The organism is Streptomyces sp. NPDC028314 (assembly GCF_055565795.1).
Window position 1 is genome coordinate 155,560 of sequence record NZ_JBVHTP010000009.1, and the last position, 19,812, is coordinate 175,371.

Consider the following 19,812-nt stretch of genomic DNA (forward strand, 5'->3'; position numbering starts at 1 on the left):
GTGGTCGCACCCCGCATGACTATGCGGAGAGGTCCGCTCCGGGCTTGGCCAGCGTCGCGACGAGCACGGCCTTGATGGTGTGCAGCCGGTTCTCGGCCTCGTCGAAGACCACCGAGTGCGCGGACTCGAACACCTCGTCCGTCACCTCCAGGGACTCCAGGCCGTGCCGCTCGTGGATCTCCCGGGCGACCTTGGTCCCCAGGTCGTGGAAGGCCGGCAGGCAGTGCAGGAACCTCACGTCCGGGTTCCCCGTCGCGCGCAGCACGTCCATGGTGACGGCGTACGGGGACAGGGCCGCGATCCGCTCGTCCCAGACCTCCTTGGGCTCGCCCATGGACACCCAGATGTCGGTCACGACGAAGTCGGCCTGCGCGACCCCCTCGGCGATCTCCTCGGTCAGCGTGATCCGCGCGCCGCTGGCCGCCGCGAGCTCGCGCGCCGCGGCCACCACCGGCTCGGCGGGCCAGTAGGCCCTGGGCGCGACGATCCGTACGTCCATGCCCAGCAGCGCACCGGTCACCAGGTACGAGTTGCCCATGTTGAAGCGGGCGTCGCCGAGGTAGGCGAAGGCGATCCGCTCCAGCGGCTTGGCGCAGTGCTCGGTCATGGTGAGCACGTCGGCCAGCATCTGCGTGGGGTGCCAGTCGTCGGTGAGGCCGTTGAAGACCGGCACGCCGGAGTACGCGGCGAGTTCCTCGACGGTGTCCTGGCTGTCACCGCGGTACTCGATGCCGTCGAACATCCGGCCCAGCACCCGGGCGGTGTCCTTGACCGACTCCTTGTGGCCCATCTGGGAGCCGGTGGGGTCCAGGTAGGTGGTGCGGGCGCCCTGGTCGGCGGCGGCGACCTCGAAGGCGCAGCGGGTGCGCGTCGAGGTCTTCTCGAAGATCAGCGCGATGTTGCGGCCCTGGAGGTACTGCCGCTCGGTGCCGGCCTTCTTGGCCGCCTTGAGGGTGGCGGCGAGCTCGATCAGGCCGCGGAACTCGGCGGCGGTGAAGTCGAGCTCCTTGAGAAAACTGCGGCCGACGAGGTCGGTGGCCATGGGGACGCTCCATTGTGACGCTGACAGGGGATACTGGAAGTCTATACGATCCTCTGTATTGATATACAGACCCTCCGGCGACCCCCGTCAGACGGCGTCGCGCTCCACCGGGCAGCTCATGCACCGCGGCCCGCCCCGGCCGCGCCCCAGTTCGCTTCCCGGGATCTCGATCACCTCGATGCCCTCCTTGCGCAGGTGCGTGTTGGTGGTGACGTTCCGCTCGTACGCGACCACCACCCCCGGCTCCACCGCCAGCACGTTGCAGCCGTCGTCCCACTGCTCGCGCTCCGCCGAGTGCACGTCCTGGGTGGCGGTGAGGACCCTGATCGAGTCCAGCCCCAGCGCGGCCGCGATGGCCCGGTGCATGTGCTCCGGCGGATGGTCGGTGACCTTCAGCTCGCTCGCCCCGGCGCCCGGCTCGATCGTGTAGGAGCGCAGCATGCCGAGCCCCGCGTACTGGGTGAACGTATCTCCGTCGACCATCGTCATCACCGTGTCCAGGTGCATGAAGGCCCGCCGCTTGGGCATGTCGAGCGCCACGATGGTGGTCGCCGACCCGGCGGCGAACAGCCCGCGCGCCAGCATCTCCACCGCCTGGGGGGTGGTCCGCTCGCTCATCCCTATCAGCACGGCGCCGTTGCCGATGACCAGGACGTCGCCGCCCTCGATCGTCGACGGGTAGTCGGCCTGCCCCTGCGACCAGTAGTGGAAGGCACCGGAGGAGGTGAAGAGGGGGTGGTGGCGGTAGATGGCCTCGAAGTGCACGGTCTCGCGCTGCCGGGCCGGCCAGCGCATGGCGTTGATGGACACGCCGTCGTAGATCCAGGCCGAGGTGTCACGGGTGAAGAGGTGGTTGGGCAGCGGCCCCAGCAGGAAGTCGTCCAGCTCCATCGCGTGGAAGCGCACCGAGACCGGCTCCGCGTGCGCCGCGAGGAACTCCCGCTTGGTCATCCCGCCGACGAGCGCCTCCGCGAGCCCCTCCGAGGACAGCCCGTCGAACACCGACCGCAGGTGGTCGGTCGCGAGCGGTCCGTACTCCTTCTCGTCGAAGACCCGGTCCAGTACGAGATGTCTCGCCTCCGGGATGTCGAGGGCCTCGCGCAGCAGGTCCCCGAAGAGGTGCACCTCGACGCCGCGGTCCCGCAGCACGTCCGCGAAACCGTCGTGCTCCTGGCGGGCCCGGCGCACCCACAGCACGTCGTCGAAGAGCAGGGCATCCTTGTTGCTTGGTGTGAGCCGCTTCAGCTCCAGGTCGGGCCGGTGGAGGATGACGCGGCGAAGCCGCCCGGTCTCGGAGTCGACATGGAATCCCATGGCGTACACATTCCCAGACCGGGCCGCCTTTTGACCTGGCGTCGGCTCAGCCGCCTCAGCGCAGGCCGAGAAGCGCCGTCGGGGCGCCGATGAGCTCCGGGGCGGTCAGGCCGAGCTTCGGGGTGGTCAGGTTCGGGATCCCGAAGTTGCTCCCGTCCGGCATGCTCAGCGGGGCGCCGACGACCGCACCGGGGCTCCTGGCCAGCAGCCTGGTCGACGGGGCGTCCAGGGAGCCCTCGCCGTCCGTCTCGGGGCTGCCCGCCAGGTTCGGCACCGGAGAGGTGACCTGGGTGTGGCCGAGGTCGGCGCCGACCGGGAGCACCGGGAGCAGTGGGGCCGGCAGCAGGTCGCCGGTGTGGTGGCGCGGCGCCTCGGGGGCGCCGACGACCGGCACCGGGATCCCGGTGGCCACGCGCGGGGTGGCCACGCCCAGCGTGGTCTCGACGGCTTCCAGCGGCACACCCACCGGAACCGCGTCGGCCACGGCCGGGGAGGCCGCACCGGCCGCGGCCATACAGGTCATGAGTGCCGCAATGCTTCCGCGCGCGGTCATCTTCATAGGTGACGTTCCGTCCTTCCAGGTTCGCGGACATTCCGCTGCCCTGGATGAACGATCCCGCCGGTGGTTTTCCCGGAGTTCTCCGCGAAAGTTCCCCCATACGACCTAATTCCAGGCCGTACGGGGGCCCTTGCTTTACGCGGCGCCCCACCCGTCGTGCGGACGGTCCGGGCCGCCCGGCCGGCTCACAGCCGCGGGTCGACCGGCTCCGACTCCAGCGCGAGCACGGCGAACACCGCCTCGTGCACCCGCCACAGCGGCTCCTCGGCCGCCAGCCGGTCCAGCGCCTCCAGCCCCAGCGCGTACTCGCGCAGGGCCAGCGAGCGCTTGTGCCCCAGGAACCGCTGGCGCAGCCGCTCCAGGTGGTCCGGACGCGTGTACTCCGGACCGTAGATGATCCGCAGGTACTCGCGCCCGCGGACCTTCACCCCGGGCTGGACCAGCCGCCCCTTGCCGTCCCTGGCGTACGCCTGGAGCGGCTTGACGACCATCCCCTCGCCGCCCGCCCCGGTGAGCTCCAGCCACCAGTCGGTGCCCGCCCGTACGGAGGCCCCGTCGCCGGTGTCCACCAGGATCCGGGCGGTGCGGCGCAGCAGCCCGGTCCCCGCCGCCTCGTCGGCGTCGACGAGCCGGTCCAGCCAGGCCAGCTGCTCGTCGTGCGGGACCGCGGCCAGCGAGCGCCCGGCCGCCGCGAGCAGCTGAAACGGTGCGAACCGTACGCCGTCCAGCCCGTCGGTGCTCCAGCAGTAGCGCCGGTACGCGTCGGTGAACCGGGCCGCGTCGGCGGCCCGGCCCCGCTGGCGCTCCAGCAGCTCGCCGGTGTCCACGCCCCGGGCTCCGGCCGCCTCCAGGGCGGCGAGGGCGTCCGGGAACACGGCGCGGGACGCGGCGCCCACGGCGGCGTACTGGTTGCGCAGCAGGCCCGTCGACTTGAGCGACCAGGGCAGCAGTTCGCCGTCGAGCAGCAGCCAGTCGGTGCCCAGTTCCTCCCACAGCCCGGCGCCGGTGACCGCCGAGCGGAGCCGGGTGAGGACCTCTTCGGTGATCTCGGGGTCGCCGAAGAACGGCCGTCCGGTGCGGGTGTAGACGGAGCCGGTGGGCCCTTCGGCGCCGAACCGCTCGCGGGCGGTCGCGGCGTCCCGGCACACCAGGACGGTGGCCCGGGATCCCATGTGCTTCTCCTGGCACACCACCCGGTCGATGCCGTCCTTGCGGTACTGCGCGAAGGCCTCGGCGGGGTGTTCCAGGTAGCCCTCCTCCTGCGAGGTGGCCGTGGGCGCCATCGTCGGCGGCAGGTACGGAACCAGCCGCGGGTCCACCGCGAAACGGCTCATGACCTCCAGGGCGGCGGCCGCGTTCTCCTCGCGCACGGTGACGTTGGCCAGGTGGCGGGTCTCGACGACGCGGCGTCCGTGGACGTCGGCCAGGTCGAGCGGCCGTCCGTCGTGGCCCCCCGGCACCTCGGTGGTGAGCGGGCGTACGGGCTCGTACCAGACCTTCTCGGCCGGGACGTCGACCAGCTCGCGCTCGGGCCAGCGCAGGGCCGTCATCCTTCCGCCGAAGACGGCGCCGGTGTCGAGGCAGATGGTGTTGTTGATCCAGGTCGTGTCGGGTACCGGGGTGTGGCCGTAGACCACGACGGCCCGGCCCCGGTAGTCCTCGGCCCACGGGTAGCGCACGGGCAGGCCGAACTCGTCGGTCTCGCCGGTGGTTTCGCCGTACAGGGCGTGCGAGCGGACCCGGCCGGAGGTGCGGCCGTGGTACTTCTCGGGCAGCCCGGCGTGACAGACCACCAGCTTGCCGCCGTCGAGCACGTAGTGGCTGACCAGGCCGGCGATGAACGTCCGTACCTCCCGGACGAACTCCTCCGGCTCGCGGCCGAGCTGCTCGACGGTTTCGGCGAGGCCGTGCGTCTGCTGGACCTTGGACCCCTTGAGGTAACGCCCCAGCTTGTTCTCGTGGTTCCCGGGCACGCACAGGGCGTTGCCGGACTTGACCATGCCCATCACGCGGCGCAGCACGCCGGGGCTGTCCGGGCCCCGGTCGACGAGGTCGCCGACGAAGACCGCGGTGCGGCCCGCGGGGTGGACGCCGTCCTCGTACCCGAGCTTGGCGAGCAGGGTCTCCAGCTCGGAGGCGCAGCCGTGGATGTCGCCGATGATGTCGAAGGGGCCGGTGAGGTGGGTGAGGTCGTTGAACCGCTTCTCCAGCACCACTTCGGCGTGCTCGGCCTCCTCGACGGTGCGCAGGACGTGCACCTTGCGGAAGCCCTCGCGCTCCAGTCCACGCAGCGAGCGGCGCAGTTCGCTGCGGTGCCGCTGGATGACCCGGCGCGGCAGTCCGGCCCGGTCGGGGCGGGCGGAGTTGCGCTCCGCGCAGACCTCTTCGGGCATGTCGAGGACGATGGCGATGGGCAGTACGTCGTGTTCGCGGGCCAGCGCCACCAGCTGGCGCCGGGACTCCTGCTGGACGCTGGTCGCGTCGACCACGGTGAGGCGGCCGGCGGCGAGGCGCTTGCCCGCGATGTAGTGGAGGACGTCGAAGGCGTCCTTGCTGACGCTCTGGTCGTTCTCGTCGTCGGCGACCAGGCCCCGGCAGTAGTCGGAGGAGATGACCTCGGTCGGCTTGAAGTGCTTGCGGGCGAAGGTGGACTTGCCCGATCCGGTGGCCCCGATCAGGACGACGAGGGACAGGTCGGTGACGGGAAGTACGCGCTTGCTCCGGGCCGTGGAGTTCTCGGTGCTCTCGGTGCTCTCGGTGCTCTCGGTGGTGGTCATGCCGCCTCGCCCTCCTTCGGGGTCTCGGTGCTGCCGGCGGTGCCGGTGTCGGTATCGGTGTCGGTGCCGGTGGTCCGGGTGAAGACGGCCATCTGGGTCGGCGGCCCCACCTCGGGGTCGTCGTCGCCGACGGGCACGTACGCGACGCGGTAGCCGTGCCGGGCGGCCACCCGGTCCGCCCAGGAGCGGAACTCCTCGCGGGTCCACTCGAAGCGGTGGTCGCGGTGGCGGACCTGCCCGGCCGGCAGGGATTCCCAGCGGACGTTGTACTCGACGTTCGGGGTGGTCACGAGGACCGTGCGCGGCCGGGCAGCGCCGAACACCGCGTACTCCAGCGCGGGCAGCCGCGGCAGGTCCAGGTGCTCGATGACCTCGCTGAGCACGGCCGCGTCATAGCCGGCCAGCCGCTTGTCGGTGTACGCGAGCGAACCCTGCAGGAGGGTGACGCGGGAGCTCTGCCGCTCCCCCATCCGCTCCAGCCGCAGCCGCTTGGCGGCGGTGCCGAGCGCCCGCATGGACACGTCGACGCCGACGATCTCGGTGAACGACACGTCCTTGAGCAGCGCCTGCACCAGCTGGCCCTGTCCGCAGCCCAGGTCCAGGACCCTGGCCGCGCCGGCGGCGCGCAGTGCGGCGAGGATCGCGTCGCGGCGCCGCACCGCGAGCGGCACGGGCCGCTCCTCCGTGTCCAGCGTCTCGTCCACGGCGTTGTCGAGCTCCTCGACCTCGCTGCCGTCGGCCTCGGCGAGGCGGACCAGCTCCAGGCGCTCCAGGGCGTCCTGGGTGAGCCGCTTGTGGCGGGCCAGGTAGCGGGCGGTGATGAGCCCGTTCTCCGGGTGCGCGGCCAGCCAGCCGTCTCCGGCGCGCAGCAGCTTGTCCACCTCGTCCGGGGCCACCCAGTAGTGCTTGGCGTCGTCCAGCACGGGCAGCAGTACGTACAGCTGGCGCAGGGCGTCGGCGAGGCGCAGCTCGCCCTCCAGCACGAGCCGTACGTACCGGGAGTCCCCCCACTCGGGGAACTGCTCGTCGAGCGGTACGGGCGTCACCTCCACGGACTCCCACCCGAGCGGGCCGAACAGCCGGTGCACCAGCTCGGCGCCGCCCCGGGCGGGCAGCACCGGGATCTCGATCCGCAGCTGGCGCGGCCGCTCCGGGAGCTCCGGGCGGGCGGCGCACTGTCCCTTGAGGGCGCTGCGGAAGACCCCGCTGAGGGCGACGGCGAGCAGCGAAGATGCCGCGTACGGGCGGTCGTTGACGTACTGCGCGAGCGCGGCGTCGGGTGCTCCGCCCCGGCCCTTGCCCTGCCCCCGCCGCACGAGCGCGACGGGATCCACTTCCAGCAGCAGCGCGGCGGTGCATTCCTCGGCCGACGCCACGGGGTAGAACACGTGCGCGGTGCCGTGGGAGGTGGAGAACGCCTGCGCCTTCCCGGGGTGCTTGTGCAGGAGAAAGCCCAGGTCGGTGGCAGGGTGCTCGGCTGTGCCGGTTGTGGAGATCGTCAGGAACATGCCCCTGAGTATGTGCTGGCCCCACCTGCCGGACCAACGTGTTTTGTGCACCCGGGGCTCCCACGGGCGCCGCGGCGGCCAACGGGCCGTCCGGAAAAGGGCGCAGGGGTGAAGACGTATCCATCATGACAGGTCAGACGGTGTTTTCGTAGGACCAAGCGCACAGTCGATTGCCCTTGTTTGGGCCCCTGTGCGGCTTTCAGAATCTCTCTCATGAATCCCACGGAGAACATCAATCACGACGCCGTGCTGCGAGCCCGGGTGGCCCTCCTCGGATCGGGGACGCTGCCGGTCCGCCAGCGGGTCGCCGCCTATCGCGTCCTCGTCCAGGTGAGTCCGTTGGCCTATCTGCCGCCGCTGGCGGTCGCGTTGTTCGAGTACAGCCGCCAGGAGTTCACCCACCGGCCCGAGATAGCACTCGCCCTGCGCGCCGAGTCCGTCGCCGCGGCGCGCCGGATGTGCGCGCTGGAGCCCGAGCGGAGCCAGTTGCTGCTCACCTCGCTGGTCCACTACGGCGAACAGCTGGCCCTGATGGACCGCCCTGCGGAACTCGCCGCCGTGGAGGCGGAGATGACCGCGATCGTCGCCTCGGGCGGCGGGCTGACGCGCGTGCGCTGGGACATCAACGGCATATAGCGGCACCGGGCGCGGCCCGTGCAGGGGGCGGCCCGGTGCACGGGCGCCACGGTGCACGGGCGCCACGGGGCAGGGGCCGGCACGGGGCGCGGGCCGGCATGCAGGGGCGGCCCGGGGCACGGGCCGGTACGGGGCACGTGCCGGCACCGGGCCGGCACCGGGCCGGAATCGGCACCGCGCCGGCCCGGGCACGGCCTGCATGCCCGGCGCGGCTAGACGGCCTGGTCTCCCGCGGCCAGGGCGGCGATCTCGGCCGGGCCGATGCGGCAGCAGCCGCCGATGAGGCGGGCTCCCGCGGCGCGCCAGGACGCCGTGGGCCAGCGGGCGGGGGCGGCGGGGGGCCGCCAGGTGCCCGTGGCGGCCTCCCAGACGGAGCCGTCGTTCGGGTAGGCCACCAGCGGTTTGGCGGTGACCTCGGCGGCGGCCCGCAGGGACGGCAGGACCTCCTGCGGGTCGCAGCAGTTGACGCCGACCGCGATGACCTCGGGAGCCGCGGCCGCCAGGGCGAAGGCCTCCCTCAGCGGCTGCCCGGCCCGGGTGCGGCCGCCCGCGACGGTGTAGCTCAGCCACGCGGGGGCGCCCGTCTCCGCGAGCACCACGAGCAGGGCCTCGGCCTCGACGGCGTCCGGGACGGTCTCCAGGGCCAGCACGTCGGGCCCCGCCTCCAGCAGGGCCTCGATCCGGGGCCGGTGGAAGGCGGCCAGCTCGCGCACGCCCAGCCCGTACCGGCCGCGGTACTCGGAACCGTCCGCGAGCACCGCGCCGTACGGGCCCACGCTCGCGGCCACCCAGACCTCCCGGTCGGCGGCTTCCGCGGCCGCCGCGGCCAGCCTCACGCTGCGCGCCAGCAGGGCGGTGGTCTCCGCCCGGCCGTGGCCCCGGGCGGCGAAGGCCTCGTAGCCGACCTGGTAGCTCGCGCTGATCAGCACCTCGGCGCCGGCCCGCACGTACGCCGTGTGGGCGGCCGCGATCTGGTCCGGCCGCTCGGCGAGCACCCGGCCCGTCCAGAGTCCGCCGGACAGGTCGCAGCCCTGGGCGGCGAGCTGGTTGCTGAGCCCGCCGTCCAGGAACACGGCCTTGCGGGCCAGCGCTTCGGCGAGCGGGCCGGACGCACGGGGCATCGGAGTTCCGCCTCCCTCAGCCGAGTTGGGACAGCACCTGGGCGGAGATCAGCTCCAGGTGGTCCAGGTCGTCGAGGTCCAGCAGCTGGAGGTAGACCCGGGAGGAGCCGATGGCCTCGTACGTGCCGATCTTCTCGACGACCTCGGCCGGGGAGCCGGCCAGGCCGTTGGCCTTGAGCTCGTCCACCTCGCGGCCGATCGCGGCGGCCCGGCGGGCCACCTCGGCGTCGTCCTTGCCCACGCAGACCACGAGGGCGTTGGAGTAGACCAGGTCGCCGGGCCTCCGGCCGGCCTCCTCGGCGGCGTCCCGGACCCGGCCGAACTGCCGCTCGCTGTCCGCGACCGAGGCGAACGGCATGTTGAACTCGTCCGCGTACCGGGCGGCGAGCCGCGGGGTGCGCTTCGCGCCGTGGCCACCGATGAGGACGGGCACCTTGGCCTGGGCCGGCTTGGGCAGCGCCGGGGAGTTCTCCACCTGGTAGTGGCTTCCCCGGTAGTCGAAGGTGGCGCCGGGCTCGGTGGCCCACAGGCCGGTGACGATGGCCAGCTGCTCCTCCAGCCGGGCCATCCGCTCCGCCGGGAAGGGGATCCCGTACGCCCTGTGCTCCTCCTCGAACCAGCCCGCGCCCAGGCCCAGTTCGATGCGGCCGCCGGACATCTGGTCCACCTGCGCGACCTGGATGGCCAGTACGCCGGGCAGCCGGAAGGTGCCGGCCGTCATCAGCGTGCCCAGCCGGATCCGCGAGGTCTCGCGGGCCAGGCCGGCGAGGGTGATCCAGGCGTCGGTGGGGCCGGGCAGTCCGTCGGCCGACCCCATCCGGAGGTAGTGGTCGGAGCGGAAGAACGCGTCGAAGCCGAGGTCCTCGGTGGCCTTGGCGACGGCGAGGAGGGTGTCGTAGCTCGCGCCCTGCTGGGGCTCGGTGAAAATACGGAGATCCATGTCCCTATCCTGCCCCGCCCACCCCTGCCGGGTGAATCTGCGTCAACCGGACGGTCCACCCCGCCCCCCGCCAGTGACCAGCACGGATGGGGATCGTTGGCTCGGACGGAGCCGGACCGCCCGGCCCGCGCGCCGGCGGCCTTACGCCGGGCGCGTCCACCGCCCCCTTCCGTTTCGGGAAGGGCCAGGGCCGAGGAGGCCGCCATGTCCCACGAGGCCGTGCCGGAGACCCCCCAACCGTCAGGACAGACCGGACAGGCAGCGCACGAGCACGCACGCCGGGAGCCGGCGGTACCCGCCGAGGGCGGTGCGCCCAAGGGCCTGCTGCAGCAGATGGAGGAGCTGATGGCGGCGCTGAACGCCGACCTGTCCCAGCTCGACGCCGACCTCCAGTCCACTCCGGACCGCACTCAGCCCGGCAGCGCCGCGGGCTTCGACAGCTCCGGCACCTCACTCACCCCGGGCACCGTGGCCCCCGGAAGCGAGCGCCCTTCGTACCGGTCGTAGCGACCGCGCGGGTCCCGTCGCGCGCGACGGGACCCCACCACCGCCACCGGGCCCGGCCCGTATCCCGCGGTGCAGGCCCGCCGGACCTCAGGCCACGCCGGAGCCTCAGGCCACGCCCGAGGCGGAGCCCCGCTCGCGGACGGAGATCCGGCGCAGGATCCCCCGGACCCGGTCGCTCGACTCGTCGGCCGCGTCGATCGACTCTATGCACTGCCAGTACAGACTCTCGTCGTCCGTCCCGCAGGCCACCCCGACGAGCGCTATGCCGACCTCACCGAGCAGCGCCTGGAGTCCGAGCAGCGCCTGGCGGACCTCCGGCACCTCGCTCAGCTGCGCCGCCCGCGGCGGACGGTCGGGCGCTCTGCCCTCGCCGCGCAGGGCCGCCCGGTCGAGCACCCCGCAGCCTCTGCCTCCCGCTTCACCCAGTCCCCGTGCCTCCGCTCTCAGCTCCGGCGGCCCGGTGACCGCCAGCCAGCTCCCTATCCCCTGGGCGAGCGCCTGGGCCTGCCAGGCCTCGCCCACGATGTCCCACGCAGCCCCGCTCTGTGCCAGCGCGTGCCGGCCGGCCGCGATGAGCCGTACCGCATCCATATGCCGTCCCCCGTCCGCACGACATCCCGCCATTCCTCCACTACCCAGAGTGAAGGCAACGAGCCAGTAAAGCCAGGGGTATTCGGAAATCTATGGACACAAACATGGTTGTGGACGACGCCATCACTCCGAAGAGTGACGATTCGGTGTCGAACCGCCCGGCGCGGGGAAGCGGAGCTCGTTCCTCTCGATCTTCGCGGCGAGCGCGTCCAGCACATCCACCCCGAGAACCTCACAGAACTGCAGCAGGTACGCGAGCACATCGGCCGCCTCATCGGCCACGCGGTGGGCGCTTTCCGGCTTCTCCATGACCTTCGCCGACTGTTCCGGGGTCAGCCACTGGAAGATCTCGACCAGTTCGGACGCCTCCACGCTCAGCGCGACGGCCAGGTTCTTCGGTGTGTGGTAGGGAGCCCAGTCGCGGGCGGCCGCGAAATCCGCGAGCCGCCGCTGGAGTTGGTACAGACGCTCTTCCTGGGGGTGCGTGTCGCTCATGGGGTCAGGTCTACCACCGAGACGCCGGGAAGAGCGCGAGCGGTTCCCGCGCACTCCTCCCCGACCGCCGCCACCAGGCGGACATGGCCGCGCGCGCAGCAGAGCTGGGCCAGCCTCAGCAGTTCGGCGCACTGGCGCCGGTCCAGGCCGCGGTCGAACCCGTCGGCGAGCACGGTCAGGGCCTGGCGGGCGGAGAGCAGCTCGGCGGCCGGGTCCATGGCGAGCACCCCCGGCCCGGTCAGCAGGACGAGCGAGAGGGCGAGGAAGCGGAGCTCCCCCGCCCCCAGCCCGGCGAATCCGGTACCGGGCCGGCCGGGGCCGCGGTCCAGCAGCGCCGTGACGGAGCCGTCCGCGAGCTCGCGTACGTCCAGCCCGGCCACCGGCCCCGCGCAGCCGGTACGGGCGGCCTCGGTCAGCAGCGCGTGGCGGGTGCCGCATTCCCGGCGGGTCCGGCGCAGTACGTCGGCCAGGTTCGCGCAGTCGCCGCCGAGCCGGCCGGCCCCGGGCGGGACGGGGCCGCGCATCCGGTCCGGGCGGGGGTCGCAGGCGAACACCGAGCGCAGCGCGACCACCACCTGCTCGGCGGCGGCCAGGACGCGCCGCTGCCCGGCCGTGGCCCCGGCGACGCGCAGCGGCAGCAGGGCGGTTCCGAGCCGGTCGTCCGGCAGCGGGGCGCGGGTCACGCCGACGGCGCCTCCGGTGAGCCAGCCGGCCTGCACGGTGCGCCGGCCGGGGTCGCGCAGCGCGGTGCTGAGCAGGATCTGCCCGTCCTCCGCGAGCCGTTCGCCGACGATGCGCAGCGCGGGCTCGGCCTGCACGGAGAGGTCCAGCCGGACCGGCCCGGCGGGGCCGTCGACCGTGCAGCCGATCCGGAACCCGCGCCGGCGCTGCGCGTCGGGCAGGGCCCGTTCGGGCACCCGGGCCGACGGGTCCGGGAACACCTCCTCCAGCGTGGCCCCGGAGGCGAGCCCGGCCAGGGCCTCGTAGGCGGCCAGGGCCTGGGACTTGCCGCTGCCGCTGGGCCCGGCGAACAGGGTGACGGGCCCGAGGGGGAAGGCGGCCGCACGGTGCGGGCCGAAGGCGGACAGCCGCAACTCGGTGACGGCGGGCCTGTGGTGCACTGCGGGCCGCCCGGGGGCCCCGGCCGCGACGGCGGGAACCGAAGGACCCTCGGGGGCGGGGGCCGGGGCGGGGACGCCGGCCGCGACGGAGGCGGGGGCGGCGACGTCGGGCACGTCGGAGGCAAGCACGCCGAGAGCCGGCGCGCCGGAGGCGAGGTCAGGGGCTTCGAGCGCGAGGGCCCGGGCGCCGGAGGCGGGGGCAGGGGCGCCGAGGTCAGGGGCGTCGGGGGCGGGGGCGTCGGCTAATGCGGCGCCCGAAGTGGCTTCCATGCGCCGGACGGTACGGCCCGCCGGGGACCCGGTGGTCCCGGCGAACCGTTCCGGCGCGGGGAGCTTCCTACGATCGGGGGACGGCCGCCGCCGCGATCCCCTCGACCTCGGTGCCGACCGGCGCCAGCAGGAAGACGTTCCGGTCGACCCGGTGCATCCCGCTGCCGAGCCCGAAGACCACGCCGCTGCTGAAGTCCAGGATCCGCTTCGCCACTTCGGTGTCCGCGCTCGTGAGGTCCAGCAGCACCGGGATCTGCGCGATCAGGTACTCCGCCACCTCCCGGGCGTCCGCGAAGATCTGGACCCGGAGCACCACGAAGCGCCGCTGTTCCGCCGCGGAAGCCCCCGGCGCCGCGGGAATCGTGCGGTGGTCCACCCGGGAGGGCCACTCGTTGCGACTGCGCAGGGGGACCACCTGCGCAAGCCCCTCCCACTGTTCGTCCGTGACGTCGTACCTGCTCACCGGGCCGCCTCGGCCGTGCGCTTCATGTGCATCCCGCCATCCTCTCGCGTTTCACCCGTTCAGCCCAACACCGACACGAGGGACGTCGGCCCGCCCGAACGCATCGCCGAGACCCTCCGCCGGCCGGGAGGCGGGGTACTGCCGGAAGGGCGGATGGGTTAGGTTAGGCATACCTAACCAACTCTTCGGACGATGGAGAGATCCACATGCGCATGTCCGGTGCCCCCGCCACGCCCGCCGCCGCGCCCGCCGGCTCCGAGCCCACCGACGCCGAGCGGGTCCGGTCGATCCTGGCCGCCGCCCACTCCATGACCGTGGTCGCGGACGGGCTGCGCAGCGAGGTCCACCAGCTGGAGGACGAGGACCTGCTCGGCCGGCTGCACCTGCACCCCGCCGCGCCCGCCGCGGGCCACCCGGCCTCCGCCCTCGACGACGCCCGGCCCGCGATCCGGCTGGAGTTCACCGACATCGCCCCGACCCCCGTACGGGAGCGGGTGCGTGCCCGGGTCACCATCCTGGGACGCCTCCTCACCCCGTACACGGAGAACAGCTCCGAGAGCACCTGCGTGGAATACGGCCAGGCCGTCCTGGAGACCGCGCGGGGGACCTCGTACATCGGCCTCGACGAACTGGACCGGGCCTGGCCCGACCCGCTCGCCCCCTACGAGGCCGGGATGCTCACCCACCTGCTCGACGACCACCCCGAACTGGTCACCCTGCTGCTGCGCCTGGTCAGCCCGGCGCCCGCGGCCACCGTGGTGCGCGCCCTGCCGCTGGCCCTGGACCGGTACGGGATCACCCTGCGCCTGGAGGAGGCGCGCGGCCACCGCGACGTGCGGCTGCCCTTCCCCTCCCCGCTGGACGACGTCGAGCAGTCGGGAGCGCAGATCCAGGCGCTGCTCAGCGCCGCCCGCCGCCGCTCGCACCGCAACACGCTGCCCGCGTAAGGATCCTGAGGCTCCCCCACCGAGGACGCCGGGAATACACGAGCGGGCCGGAGCGGCCCTGGAGAATCTCCGGAGGATCCCGCCCGCCCTGGAATAGCCCTTCCCCGGGCCGGGTTGTCCGTGATCATGAAGGCCATCACTTACAGCGCGTACGGACCCGCCGAGAGCCTCGAACTCACCGATGTGCCGGAGCCCAAGGTCGGGCCCGGCGAGGTTCTGGTACGGGTCAAGGCCGCCGGGGTCAACCCGGTGGACTGGAAGCTCGCCCTCGGATACCTCGACCCCATCCTCGAAGTGCGCTACCCCGTCATACCCGGCTGGGACGTCGCCGGTGTCGTCGAGGCGGTAGGCCCCGACACCTTCGACTACGCCGTCGGCGACGAGGTGTACGGCTACGTCCGCAAGGAGTGGGTGCAGCTCGGCACCTACGCGGAACTCGTCTCCGCGCCCGTGCGCACCCTCGCCCGCAAGCCCCGGTCGCTGAGCTTCGAACAGGCCGCGGGCATCCCGCTGGCGGGTCTGAGCGCCTACCAGTCGCTCACCCGGGTGGGGGCCAAGAGCGGCGAGAGCGTCGTCATCCACTCCGCGGCGGGCGGCACCGGGTCCATGGGCGTGCAGATCGCGGTCGCGCTCGGCCTGCGCGTCATCGGCACGGCCGGCACGCACAACCACGACTACCTGCGCTCGCTCGGCGCCGAGCCGGTGCTGTACGGGGAGGGGATAGAGGACCGGATCCGCGAGCTGGCGCCCGAAGGCGTCGACGCGGGCCTCGACTTCCACGGCGACGGCGTCGAGCTGCTCCAGTCCCTGGTCAAGGACCGCGACCGGGTGGCCTCCCTCGCCGACCAGCAGGCCGCCGCCAAGGGCGCGCACCAGCCGTGGGTGCGACCCGACACCGCCGACCTGACCTTCCTGGCGGAACTGGCCGACGCCGGGCGGCTGACGGTCAGCGTGGCGCACGCCCTGCCGCTGGCCGAGGCCGCGCGGGCGTGGGAGCTGAGTGCCTCCGGCTCGATCCGGGGCAAGATCGTCCTGACCGTCTGAGGGCGGACGACCACGCCGTCGGGGCGTTCGGCCCCGGCGGTGTGGGCGCCCGTACCCGAAGCACCGTACTCACGAAGTGATCGGCGGCCCCGGCCTCCCGCCCCCGCCGGACAGGGAAGGCCCCACCGCGCGGAGCGCGCCCGGCGTACGGCCCTGGCCCCAGCCGATCTCCCGGCGGTAGCTGCCGAGCAGCCCGCTCCCGGCCAGCCCGGCCTCGTCCCGGACCGCCGGATCCTCGGGCAGCGGCCGGGTCAGCGGGGACACGAACAGCGCGTCCGCCGGGCAGTTGGCCTCGCAGAGGAAACAGGTCTGGCAGTCCTCGTGGCGGGCCAGGAGCGGGATGCCGTCCGGGCCGCGGTCGAAGACGTCGGTCGGACAGACCTCGATGCACTTGTCGCAGGCGATGCACCGCTGCGCCGAGACCAGTTCGATCACGCGATCGCCTCCGCGGGCCGGGTCCAGACCCGGTCGAGCCCGCCGGTCAGGATCCGGTGGTGCTGCTCCGGGTCCTGCCCCGGGTGGTCGAGGCGCTTGGCCATCCCCCGGCTTTCGGTCCGGGCCAGCGCGGCCGCGTACATCCAGCGGGCGTGCGCCGTCATGGCCGCGGCCTGGCGGGCCCTGACCAGTTCGGCTCCCTCCCCGCGCAGACCCTCGCGCAGGTCCCGCCAGCCGGAGTCGAGCCTGCGCAGGGAAGCGGCCAGGACATCCCCGGTCCGCAGATAGTTCTTGTCGTAGGGAAGCACCTCCTGCTGTACGAAGGCCACGGCCGCGCGGTGGTCGACGGCTCCGGCGGCGCCCCCCGTCGGGCGGAGGCCCGCTCCGCCCGCCCCGGACACCTGACGGGCCGCCGCGCGCCCCGAGCCGAGGGACCGCGCGTGCCGGGCGGCGCCCCGTCCCGCCCAACTGCCGGAGGAGATGGCCCAGGCCGCGTTGTGGCTGCCGCCTCCGGTGAAGCCCCCGCAGATCTCCTCGCGGGTCGCCGCGTCGCCGGCGGCGTACAGGCCGGGGACGCCGGTGGCGCAGTCGTCCCCGGTGATCCGGATGCCGCCGGTGCCGCGGACGGTGCCCTCGGCCAGCAGCGTGACGGCGAACCGGTCGGTGAAGGGGTCGATGCCGAGCCGGTCGAAGGTGAGGAAGAAGTTGGGCTGCGCGAGCCGCATCGCCGCCCGGGCCTTCTCGTCGGCGCGGTCGAGCCGCGCGTACACCTTGGCACCGGTGAGCAGTTCACGGGCGATGACCGAGCGGCCGCCCTGGCTGGCGGCGCCCTCCAGCACGCCGCCGTCCTCCTGGTAGAAGGTGGCGAAACTGTAGAACGCCGTCTTGGTGACCGAGGTGCCCTCCGGGGCGATGCCGTAGGCGTTGGAGAACTCCATCCCGGAGAGCTCCGCCCCGGCCTCGGCGGCGAAGAGCGCCCCGTCGCCGGTGTTGGTGTTTGTGCCGAGAGCCCCGCTGAGGAAGGCGCAGCCGCCGGTGGCGAGGACGACGGCGCCGGCCCGGACCCGGTAGTCCTCGCGGGCCTGGCGGCGGTGGCCGGCGGCGCCCGCGACGGCGCCGTCCGCGTCGGTGAGCAGCTCGGTGACCGGGCTGTGGTCGAGGATGCGGACCCCGGCGCGGCGGATCCGGATGCGCATCCGCCGCATGTACTCCGGGCCTTGGAGGCCGTTGCGGAGCGGCTGTCCGTCGGGGCCGATGGGGAAGGGGTAGCGGCCTTCGGTGGCCAGCTCGTTCATCCGCTCGTACGTCTCGTCGAGGACCCGGGCCATCCAGCGGCGGTCGGCCAGGTAGCCGCCGAGGCCCTCGCGGCTCGCCATGGCGGCTTCGCGGGCGGCGGGCTCGGGCGGTACGTACCAGACGCCGGTGCCGCCGGCGGCCGTCGCCCCGCTGGTACCGCAGTACCCCTTGTCGGCGAGGACGACGGAGGCACCGGCCTCGGCCGCCTTGAGGGCGGCCCAGGTGGCGGCCGGTCCCCCGCCGACGACGAGGACGTCGGTGAGGTGTTCGCTCACGCCGTCCCCCCTGCGTAGCGGTTCGCCGGCCGGGCCAGGCCGTAGTTCTCGCGCAGGGTGCGGCCCGTGTACTCGGTGCGGAACAGGCCGCGCTGCTGGAGGATCGGCACGACGTGGTCGACGAAGGCGGTCAGGCCGGTCGGCAGGACGGGCGCCATGATGTTGAAGCCGTCGGCGGCTCCCTGGGTGAACCACTCCTCCAGCTGGTCCGCGATCTGCTCGGGGGTGCCGGCGAAGACCCGGTGGCCGCGGCCGGCGCCGAGGCGGGCGATCAGCTCGCGCAGGGTCAGGCCGTCGCGGCGGGCGAGCTCGGCGACGAGGGTGAAGCGGCTCTTGTTGCCGTTGATGTCCCGCTCCTCGGGGAGCTCGGGCAGCGGGCCGTCGAGGGGGTGGCCGGAGAGGTCGACGCCGAGCATGCCGGACAGCTGGGCCAGTCCGTACTCCGGCACCTGGAGGTCGGTGAGCTGCTGCTCAAGGGCCTTGGCCTCGGCCTCGGTGGAGCCGATGACGGGGGCGATGCCGGGCAGGACGAGCAGGTCGCTCTCGGTGCGGCCGTACCGGGCGAGCCGGGACTTGAGGTCCTTGTAGAAGGTCTGGCCGTCGGCGAGGGTCTGCTGCGCGGTGAAGACGGCCTCGGCGTGCTGCGCGGCGAACTCCTTGCCGTCCTCGGAGGAACCGGCCTGCACGAGCAGCGGGTGGCCCTGGGGCGAGCGGGGCACGTTGAGCGGCCCGGCGACGCCGAAGTACTCCCCGCGGTGGGCGGCGGGGTGCAGCTTGTCGGTGTCGGCGTAGATGCCGCGCTCCTTGTCGAGGACGATGGCGTCGTCCTCCCAGCTGTCCCAGAGCTTGGTGGCGACGTCGAGGAACTCGCGGGCGCGGTCGTAGCGGAGGCTGTGCTCCAGGTGCTCGTCCTGGTTGAAGTTGCGGGCCTCGTCGACGGTGCCGGAGGTGACGATGTTCCAGCCGGCACGGCCGTTGCTGATGTGGTCGAGGGAGGCGAACTTGCGGGCGGTGTGGAAGGGCTCGTTGAAGGTGGTCGAGACGGTGGCAATGAGCCCGATGTGCTCGGTGACGGCGGCGATGGCGGAGAGCAGGGTCAGCGGCTCGAAGCCGCCGAGGGCGTTGTAGCGGGCCTTGCCCCAGAGGGCGAGCCCGTCGGCGAAGAAGATCGAGTCGAGCCGCCCGCGCTCGGCGGTGCGGGCCAGCTCCTGGAAGTACCGCAGATCGGTGACCCGCTCGGGGCTGCTGTCGGGGTGGCGCCAGGCGGCGTCGTGGTGCCCGGCGTTCATGAGGAAGGCGTTGAGGTGGAGGGTCCGGGGTGCGGTCATGTCTGTTCCTCGGGTCGGTTCCGGGCGTGCGGGGCACTCCCGTGGGGTGACGCGGGCCCACTGGGGGAACCCGCGGGGCGGTGTGATGCGGAACCCTCCGGGGGTGGGGGCGGAGGGCGGGGCGGTGTCCGGCTGCCGGGGTCCGGGCCGGGGCCGGCCGGCACGCCCCCGCAGGCCCCGGGGGCCCAGCGGGACCGTGGGCCCCGCGGGACCGGCAGGCCCGGCAGGCCCGGCAGGCCCCACGGGACCGGCAGGCCCAGCAGAACCCGCAGGCCCGGCAGGCCCCACGGGCCCGGCTGGCCCGGCAGACCGGGCAGGCCCGACGGGACCGGCAGGCCCGGCAGACCGGGCAGGCCCGACGGGACCGGCTGGCCCCACGGGCCCGGCTGGCCCGACGGGACCGGCAGTCCCGGCAGGGGCCGACGTGGCCGGCAGACCCTTCGGGCCCTTCAAGCCCAGCAAATCCCGCAGGTCCGGCGACCGCCTGAACCCGCAAGGCCAGCAGCAGGAACGGCAGGACCAGCAGGACCCTCGAGCCAGCGGGACCCGCAGAACCAGCGGGACCCGCAGGACCGGCAAGACCCGAAGGACCGGCTCGACCCGCAGGTCCAAGACGGCCAGCGGGACCGGCAGGATCAGCGCCACCCGCAGGAGCGGCAGGCCCCGAAGGACCAGCGCGACCCGCAGAACCAGGACGGCCAGCGGGACCGGCAGGATCAGCGCCACCCATAGGGCCGGCAAGACCCGAAGGACCGGCTCGACCCGGAGGTCCGGGACGGCCAGCCGGACCGGCAGGCCCTCCCCGCCCCTTTGGGCCGGGAGGGCCAGTGGACCCGCAGGACCAGCGCGACCCGCCGGACGAGGACGGCCGGCGGGACCCGCAGGGGCGGGACGGCCAGCGGGCGGCGCCGTTCCGGCCCGTAGGGCCCGGGCATCCGGGCCGGAGGGCACAGGCACCCGGCCAGAGGGCCCAGCCCCCAACCCGGGCGGCACGAGCACCCGGCCGGAGGGCCCAGGCAGCCGGGCCGGAGGGCACGGCACCGGCCGGGGGCACGGGCACCCGGCCGGGGGGCCCGGGCATCCGGCTGGGGGGGGCACAGGCACCCGGCCGGAGGGCACGGGCACCCGGCCCGGGCGGGGTTG

18 protein-coding genes are annotated in these 19,812 nt (G+C 73.7%); 4 read left to right on the forward strand and 14 right to left on the reverse strand.

Annotated elements, in window-relative coordinates; translation table 11 throughout:
- Positions 1-19 precede the first annotated feature (19 nt).
- The 5 genes from argF to ACZ4TG_RS21630 all read right to left on the reverse strand — a co-directional run bounded on the left by argF (position 20) and on the right by ACZ4TG_RS21630 (position 7,200).
- On the reverse strand, positions 20-1,042 hold the full coding sequence (gene argF / locus ACZ4TG_RS21610) for an ornithine carbamoyltransferase (RefSeq protein WP_468165135.1): 1,023 nt from the start codon (positions 1,040-1,042) through the stop codon (positions 20-22).
- A gap of 87 nt (positions 1,043-1,129) precedes the next feature.
- Entirely contained in the window at positions 1,130-2,356 is a 1,227-nt protein-coding gene (locus ACZ4TG_RS21615) for an arginine deiminase (RefSeq protein WP_468165137.1), read from the reverse strand.
- Between the two features lie 55 nt (positions 2,357-2,411).
- Positions 2,412-2,879, reverse strand: coding sequence for a hypothetical protein (locus tag ACZ4TG_RS21620; protein WP_468165139.1), 468 nt, complete (start codon positions 2,877-2,879; stop codon positions 2,412-2,414).
- Positions 2,880-3,100: 221 nt separating this feature from the next.
- Positions 3,101-5,692 (reverse strand): polynucleotide kinase-phosphatase, encoded by a 2,592-nt coding sequence (locus tag ACZ4TG_RS21625; protein ID WP_468165141.1) that lies wholly within the window; start codon positions 5,690-5,692, stop codon positions 3,101-3,103.
- A complete protein-coding gene (locus tag ACZ4TG_RS21630) occupies positions 5,689-7,200 on the reverse strand; it encodes a 3' terminal RNA ribose 2'-O-methyltransferase Hen1 (RefSeq protein WP_468165143.1) in 1,512 nt (503 codons plus the stop codon). The genes ACZ4TG_RS21625 and ACZ4TG_RS21630 overlap by 4 nt, the downstream gene beginning before the upstream one ends.
- 213 nt (positions 7,201-7,413) lie before the next feature.
- On the opposite strand from ACZ4TG_RS21630, the gene ACZ4TG_RS21635 reads away from it, so the two are divergent.
- Positions 7,414-7,836 carry a hypothetical protein gene (locus ACZ4TG_RS21635; protein WP_468165145.1) on the forward strand — a complete coding sequence of 141 codons (423 nt, stop codon included), beginning with the start codon at positions 7,414-7,416 and terminating at the stop codon, positions 7,834-7,836.
- Between the two features lie 212 nt (positions 7,837-8,048).
- Here the strand turns inward: ACZ4TG_RS21635 and mmuM are convergent, their stop codons facing one another.
- On the reverse strand, positions 8,049-8,957 hold the full coding sequence (gene mmuM, locus ACZ4TG_RS21640) for a homocysteine S-methyltransferase (RefSeq protein WP_468165147.1): 909 nt from the start codon (positions 8,955-8,957) through the stop codon (positions 8,049-8,051).
- A gap of 16 nt (positions 8,958-8,973) precedes the next feature.
- Entirely contained in the window at positions 8,974-9,897 is a 924-nt protein-coding gene (locus ACZ4TG_RS21645; RefSeq protein WP_468165150.1) for an LLM class F420-dependent oxidoreductase, read from the reverse strand.
- A gap of 204 nt (positions 9,898-10,101) precedes the next feature.
- Between ACZ4TG_RS21645 and ACZ4TG_RS21650 the strand changes: the two genes are divergently transcribed.
- On the forward strand, positions 10,102-10,404 hold the full coding sequence (locus tag ACZ4TG_RS21650) for a hypothetical protein (protein WP_468165152.1): 303 nt from the start codon (positions 10,102-10,104) through the stop codon (positions 10,402-10,404).
- A gap of 105 nt (positions 10,405-10,509) precedes the next feature.
- Here ACZ4TG_RS21650 and ACZ4TG_RS21655 read toward each other — a convergent pair whose 3' ends face one another.
- The 4 genes from ACZ4TG_RS21655 to ACZ4TG_RS21670 form a co-directional block, all read right to left on the reverse strand.
- Positions 10,510-10,995, reverse strand: a complete 486-nt coding sequence (locus ACZ4TG_RS21655) for a DUF6099 family protein (RefSeq protein ID WP_468165154.1) — start codon at positions 10,993-10,995, stop codon at positions 10,510-10,512.
- A gap of 123 nt (positions 10,996-11,118) precedes the next feature.
- Complete coding sequence (locus ACZ4TG_RS21660) at positions 11,119-11,490, reverse strand: nucleotide pyrophosphohydrolase (protein WP_468165156.1); 372 nt, start codon at positions 11,488-11,490, stop codon at positions 11,119-11,121.
- On the reverse strand, positions 11,487-12,881 hold the full coding sequence (locus tag ACZ4TG_RS21665; protein WP_468165158.1) for an AAA family ATPase: 1,395 nt from the start codon (positions 12,879-12,881) through the stop codon (positions 11,487-11,489). The genes ACZ4TG_RS21660 and ACZ4TG_RS21665 overlap by 4 nt, the downstream gene beginning before the upstream one ends.
- 67 nt (positions 12,882-12,948) lie before the next feature.
- Positions 12,949-13,344 (reverse strand): cell division protein SepF, encoded by a 396-nt coding sequence (locus ACZ4TG_RS21670; protein ID WP_468165160.1) that lies wholly within the window; start codon positions 13,342-13,344, stop codon positions 12,949-12,951.
- A 206-nt stretch (positions 13,345-13,550) separates the two neighbouring features.
- Between ACZ4TG_RS21670 and ACZ4TG_RS21675 the strand changes: the two genes are divergently transcribed.
- Both ACZ4TG_RS21675 and ACZ4TG_RS21680 read left to right on the forward strand, forming a co-directional pair.
- Positions 13,551-14,291 (forward strand): DUF2470 domain-containing protein, encoded by a 741-nt coding sequence (locus ACZ4TG_RS21675; protein WP_468165163.1) that lies wholly within the window; start codon positions 13,551-13,553, stop codon positions 14,289-14,291.
- Between the two features lie 126 nt (positions 14,292-14,417).
- Positions 14,418-15,335, forward strand: coding sequence for an NADP-dependent oxidoreductase (locus tag ACZ4TG_RS21680; RefSeq protein WP_468165165.1), 918 nt, complete (start codon positions 14,418-14,420; stop codon positions 15,333-15,335).
- Between the two features lie 69 nt (positions 15,336-15,404).
- On the opposite strand, the gene ACZ4TG_RS21685 is transcribed toward ACZ4TG_RS21680, so the two are convergent.
- The 3 genes from ACZ4TG_RS21685 to ACZ4TG_RS21695 are packed head-to-tail and all read right to left on the reverse strand — an operon-like array spanning position 15,405 to position 18,669.
- Positions 15,405-15,770, reverse strand: a complete 366-nt coding sequence (locus ACZ4TG_RS21685) for a 4Fe-4S dicluster domain-containing protein (protein WP_468165167.1) — start codon at positions 15,768-15,770, stop codon at positions 15,405-15,407.
- The gene (locus ACZ4TG_RS21690; RefSeq protein ID WP_468165169.1) at positions 15,767-17,341 is read right to left on the reverse strand and encodes an FAD-dependent oxidoreductase; all 1,575 of its coding nucleotides are present in this window, start codon (positions 17,339-17,341) and stop codon (positions 15,767-15,769) included. The genes ACZ4TG_RS21685 and ACZ4TG_RS21690 overlap by 4 nt, the downstream gene beginning before the upstream one ends.
- The gene (locus ACZ4TG_RS21695) at positions 17,338-18,669 is read right to left on the reverse strand and encodes an LLM class flavin-dependent oxidoreductase (RefSeq protein WP_468165171.1); all 1,332 of its coding nucleotides are present in this window, start codon (positions 18,667-18,669) and stop codon (positions 17,338-17,340) included. The genes ACZ4TG_RS21690 and ACZ4TG_RS21695 overlap by 4 nt, the downstream gene beginning before the upstream one ends.
- Positions 18,670-19,812 lie beyond the last annotated feature (1,143 nt).

Excerpts from the sequence above, each read along its gene's own strand:
- argF (WP_468165135.1), bottom strand. The coding sequence starts at position 1,042 with ATGGCCACCGACCTCGTCGGCCGCAGTTTTCTCAAGGAGCTCGACTTC.
- ACZ4TG_RS21615 (WP_468165137.1), bottom strand. The coding sequence starts at position 2,356 with ATGGGATTCCATGTCGACTCCGAGACCGGGCGGCTTCGCCGCGTCATC.
- ACZ4TG_RS21620 (WP_468165139.1), bottom strand. The coding sequence starts at position 2,879 with ATGACCTGTATGGCCGCGGCCGGTGCGGCCTCCCCGGCCGTGGCCGAC.
- ACZ4TG_RS21625 (WP_468165141.1), bottom strand. The coding sequence starts at position 5,692 with ATGACCACCACCGAGAGCACCGAGAGCACCGAGAGCACCGAGAACTCC.
- ACZ4TG_RS21630 (WP_468165143.1), bottom strand. The coding sequence starts at position 7,200 with ATGTTCCTGACGATCTCCACAACCGGCACAGCCGAGCACCCTGCCACC.
- ACZ4TG_RS21635 (WP_468165145.1), top strand. The coding sequence starts at position 7,414 with ATGAATCCCACGGAGAACATCAATCACGACGCCGTGCTGCGAGCCCGG.
- mmuM (WP_468165147.1), bottom strand. The coding sequence starts at position 8,957 with ATGCCCCGTGCGTCCGGCCCGCTCGCCGAAGCGCTGGCCCGCAAGGCC.
- ACZ4TG_RS21645 (WP_468165150.1), bottom strand. The coding sequence starts at position 9,897 with ATGGATCTCCGTATTTTCACCGAGCCCCAGCAGGGCGCGAGCTACGAC.
- ACZ4TG_RS21650 (WP_468165152.1), top strand. The coding sequence starts at position 10,102 with ATGTCCCACGAGGCCGTGCCGGAGACCCCCCAACCGTCAGGACAGACC.
- ACZ4TG_RS21655 (WP_468165154.1), bottom strand. The coding sequence starts at position 10,995 with ATGGATGCGGTACGGCTCATCGCGGCCGGCCGGCACGCGCTGGCACAG.
- ACZ4TG_RS21660 (WP_468165156.1), bottom strand. The coding sequence starts at position 11,490 with ATGAGCGACACGCACCCCCAGGAAGAGCGTCTGTACCAACTCCAGCGG.
- ACZ4TG_RS21665 (WP_468165158.1), bottom strand. The coding sequence starts at position 12,881 with ATGGAAGCCACTTCGGGCGCCGCATTAGCCGACGCCCCCGCCCCCGAC.
- ACZ4TG_RS21675 (WP_468165163.1), top strand. The coding sequence starts at position 13,551 with ATGCGCATGTCCGGTGCCCCCGCCACGCCCGCCGCCGCGCCCGCCGGC.
- ACZ4TG_RS21680 (WP_468165165.1), top strand. The coding sequence starts at position 14,418 with ATGAAGGCCATCACTTACAGCGCGTACGGACCCGCCGAGAGCCTCGAA.
- ACZ4TG_RS21695 (WP_468165171.1), bottom strand. The coding sequence starts at position 18,669 with ATGACCGCACCCCGGACCCTCCACCTCAACGCCTTCCTCATGAACGCC.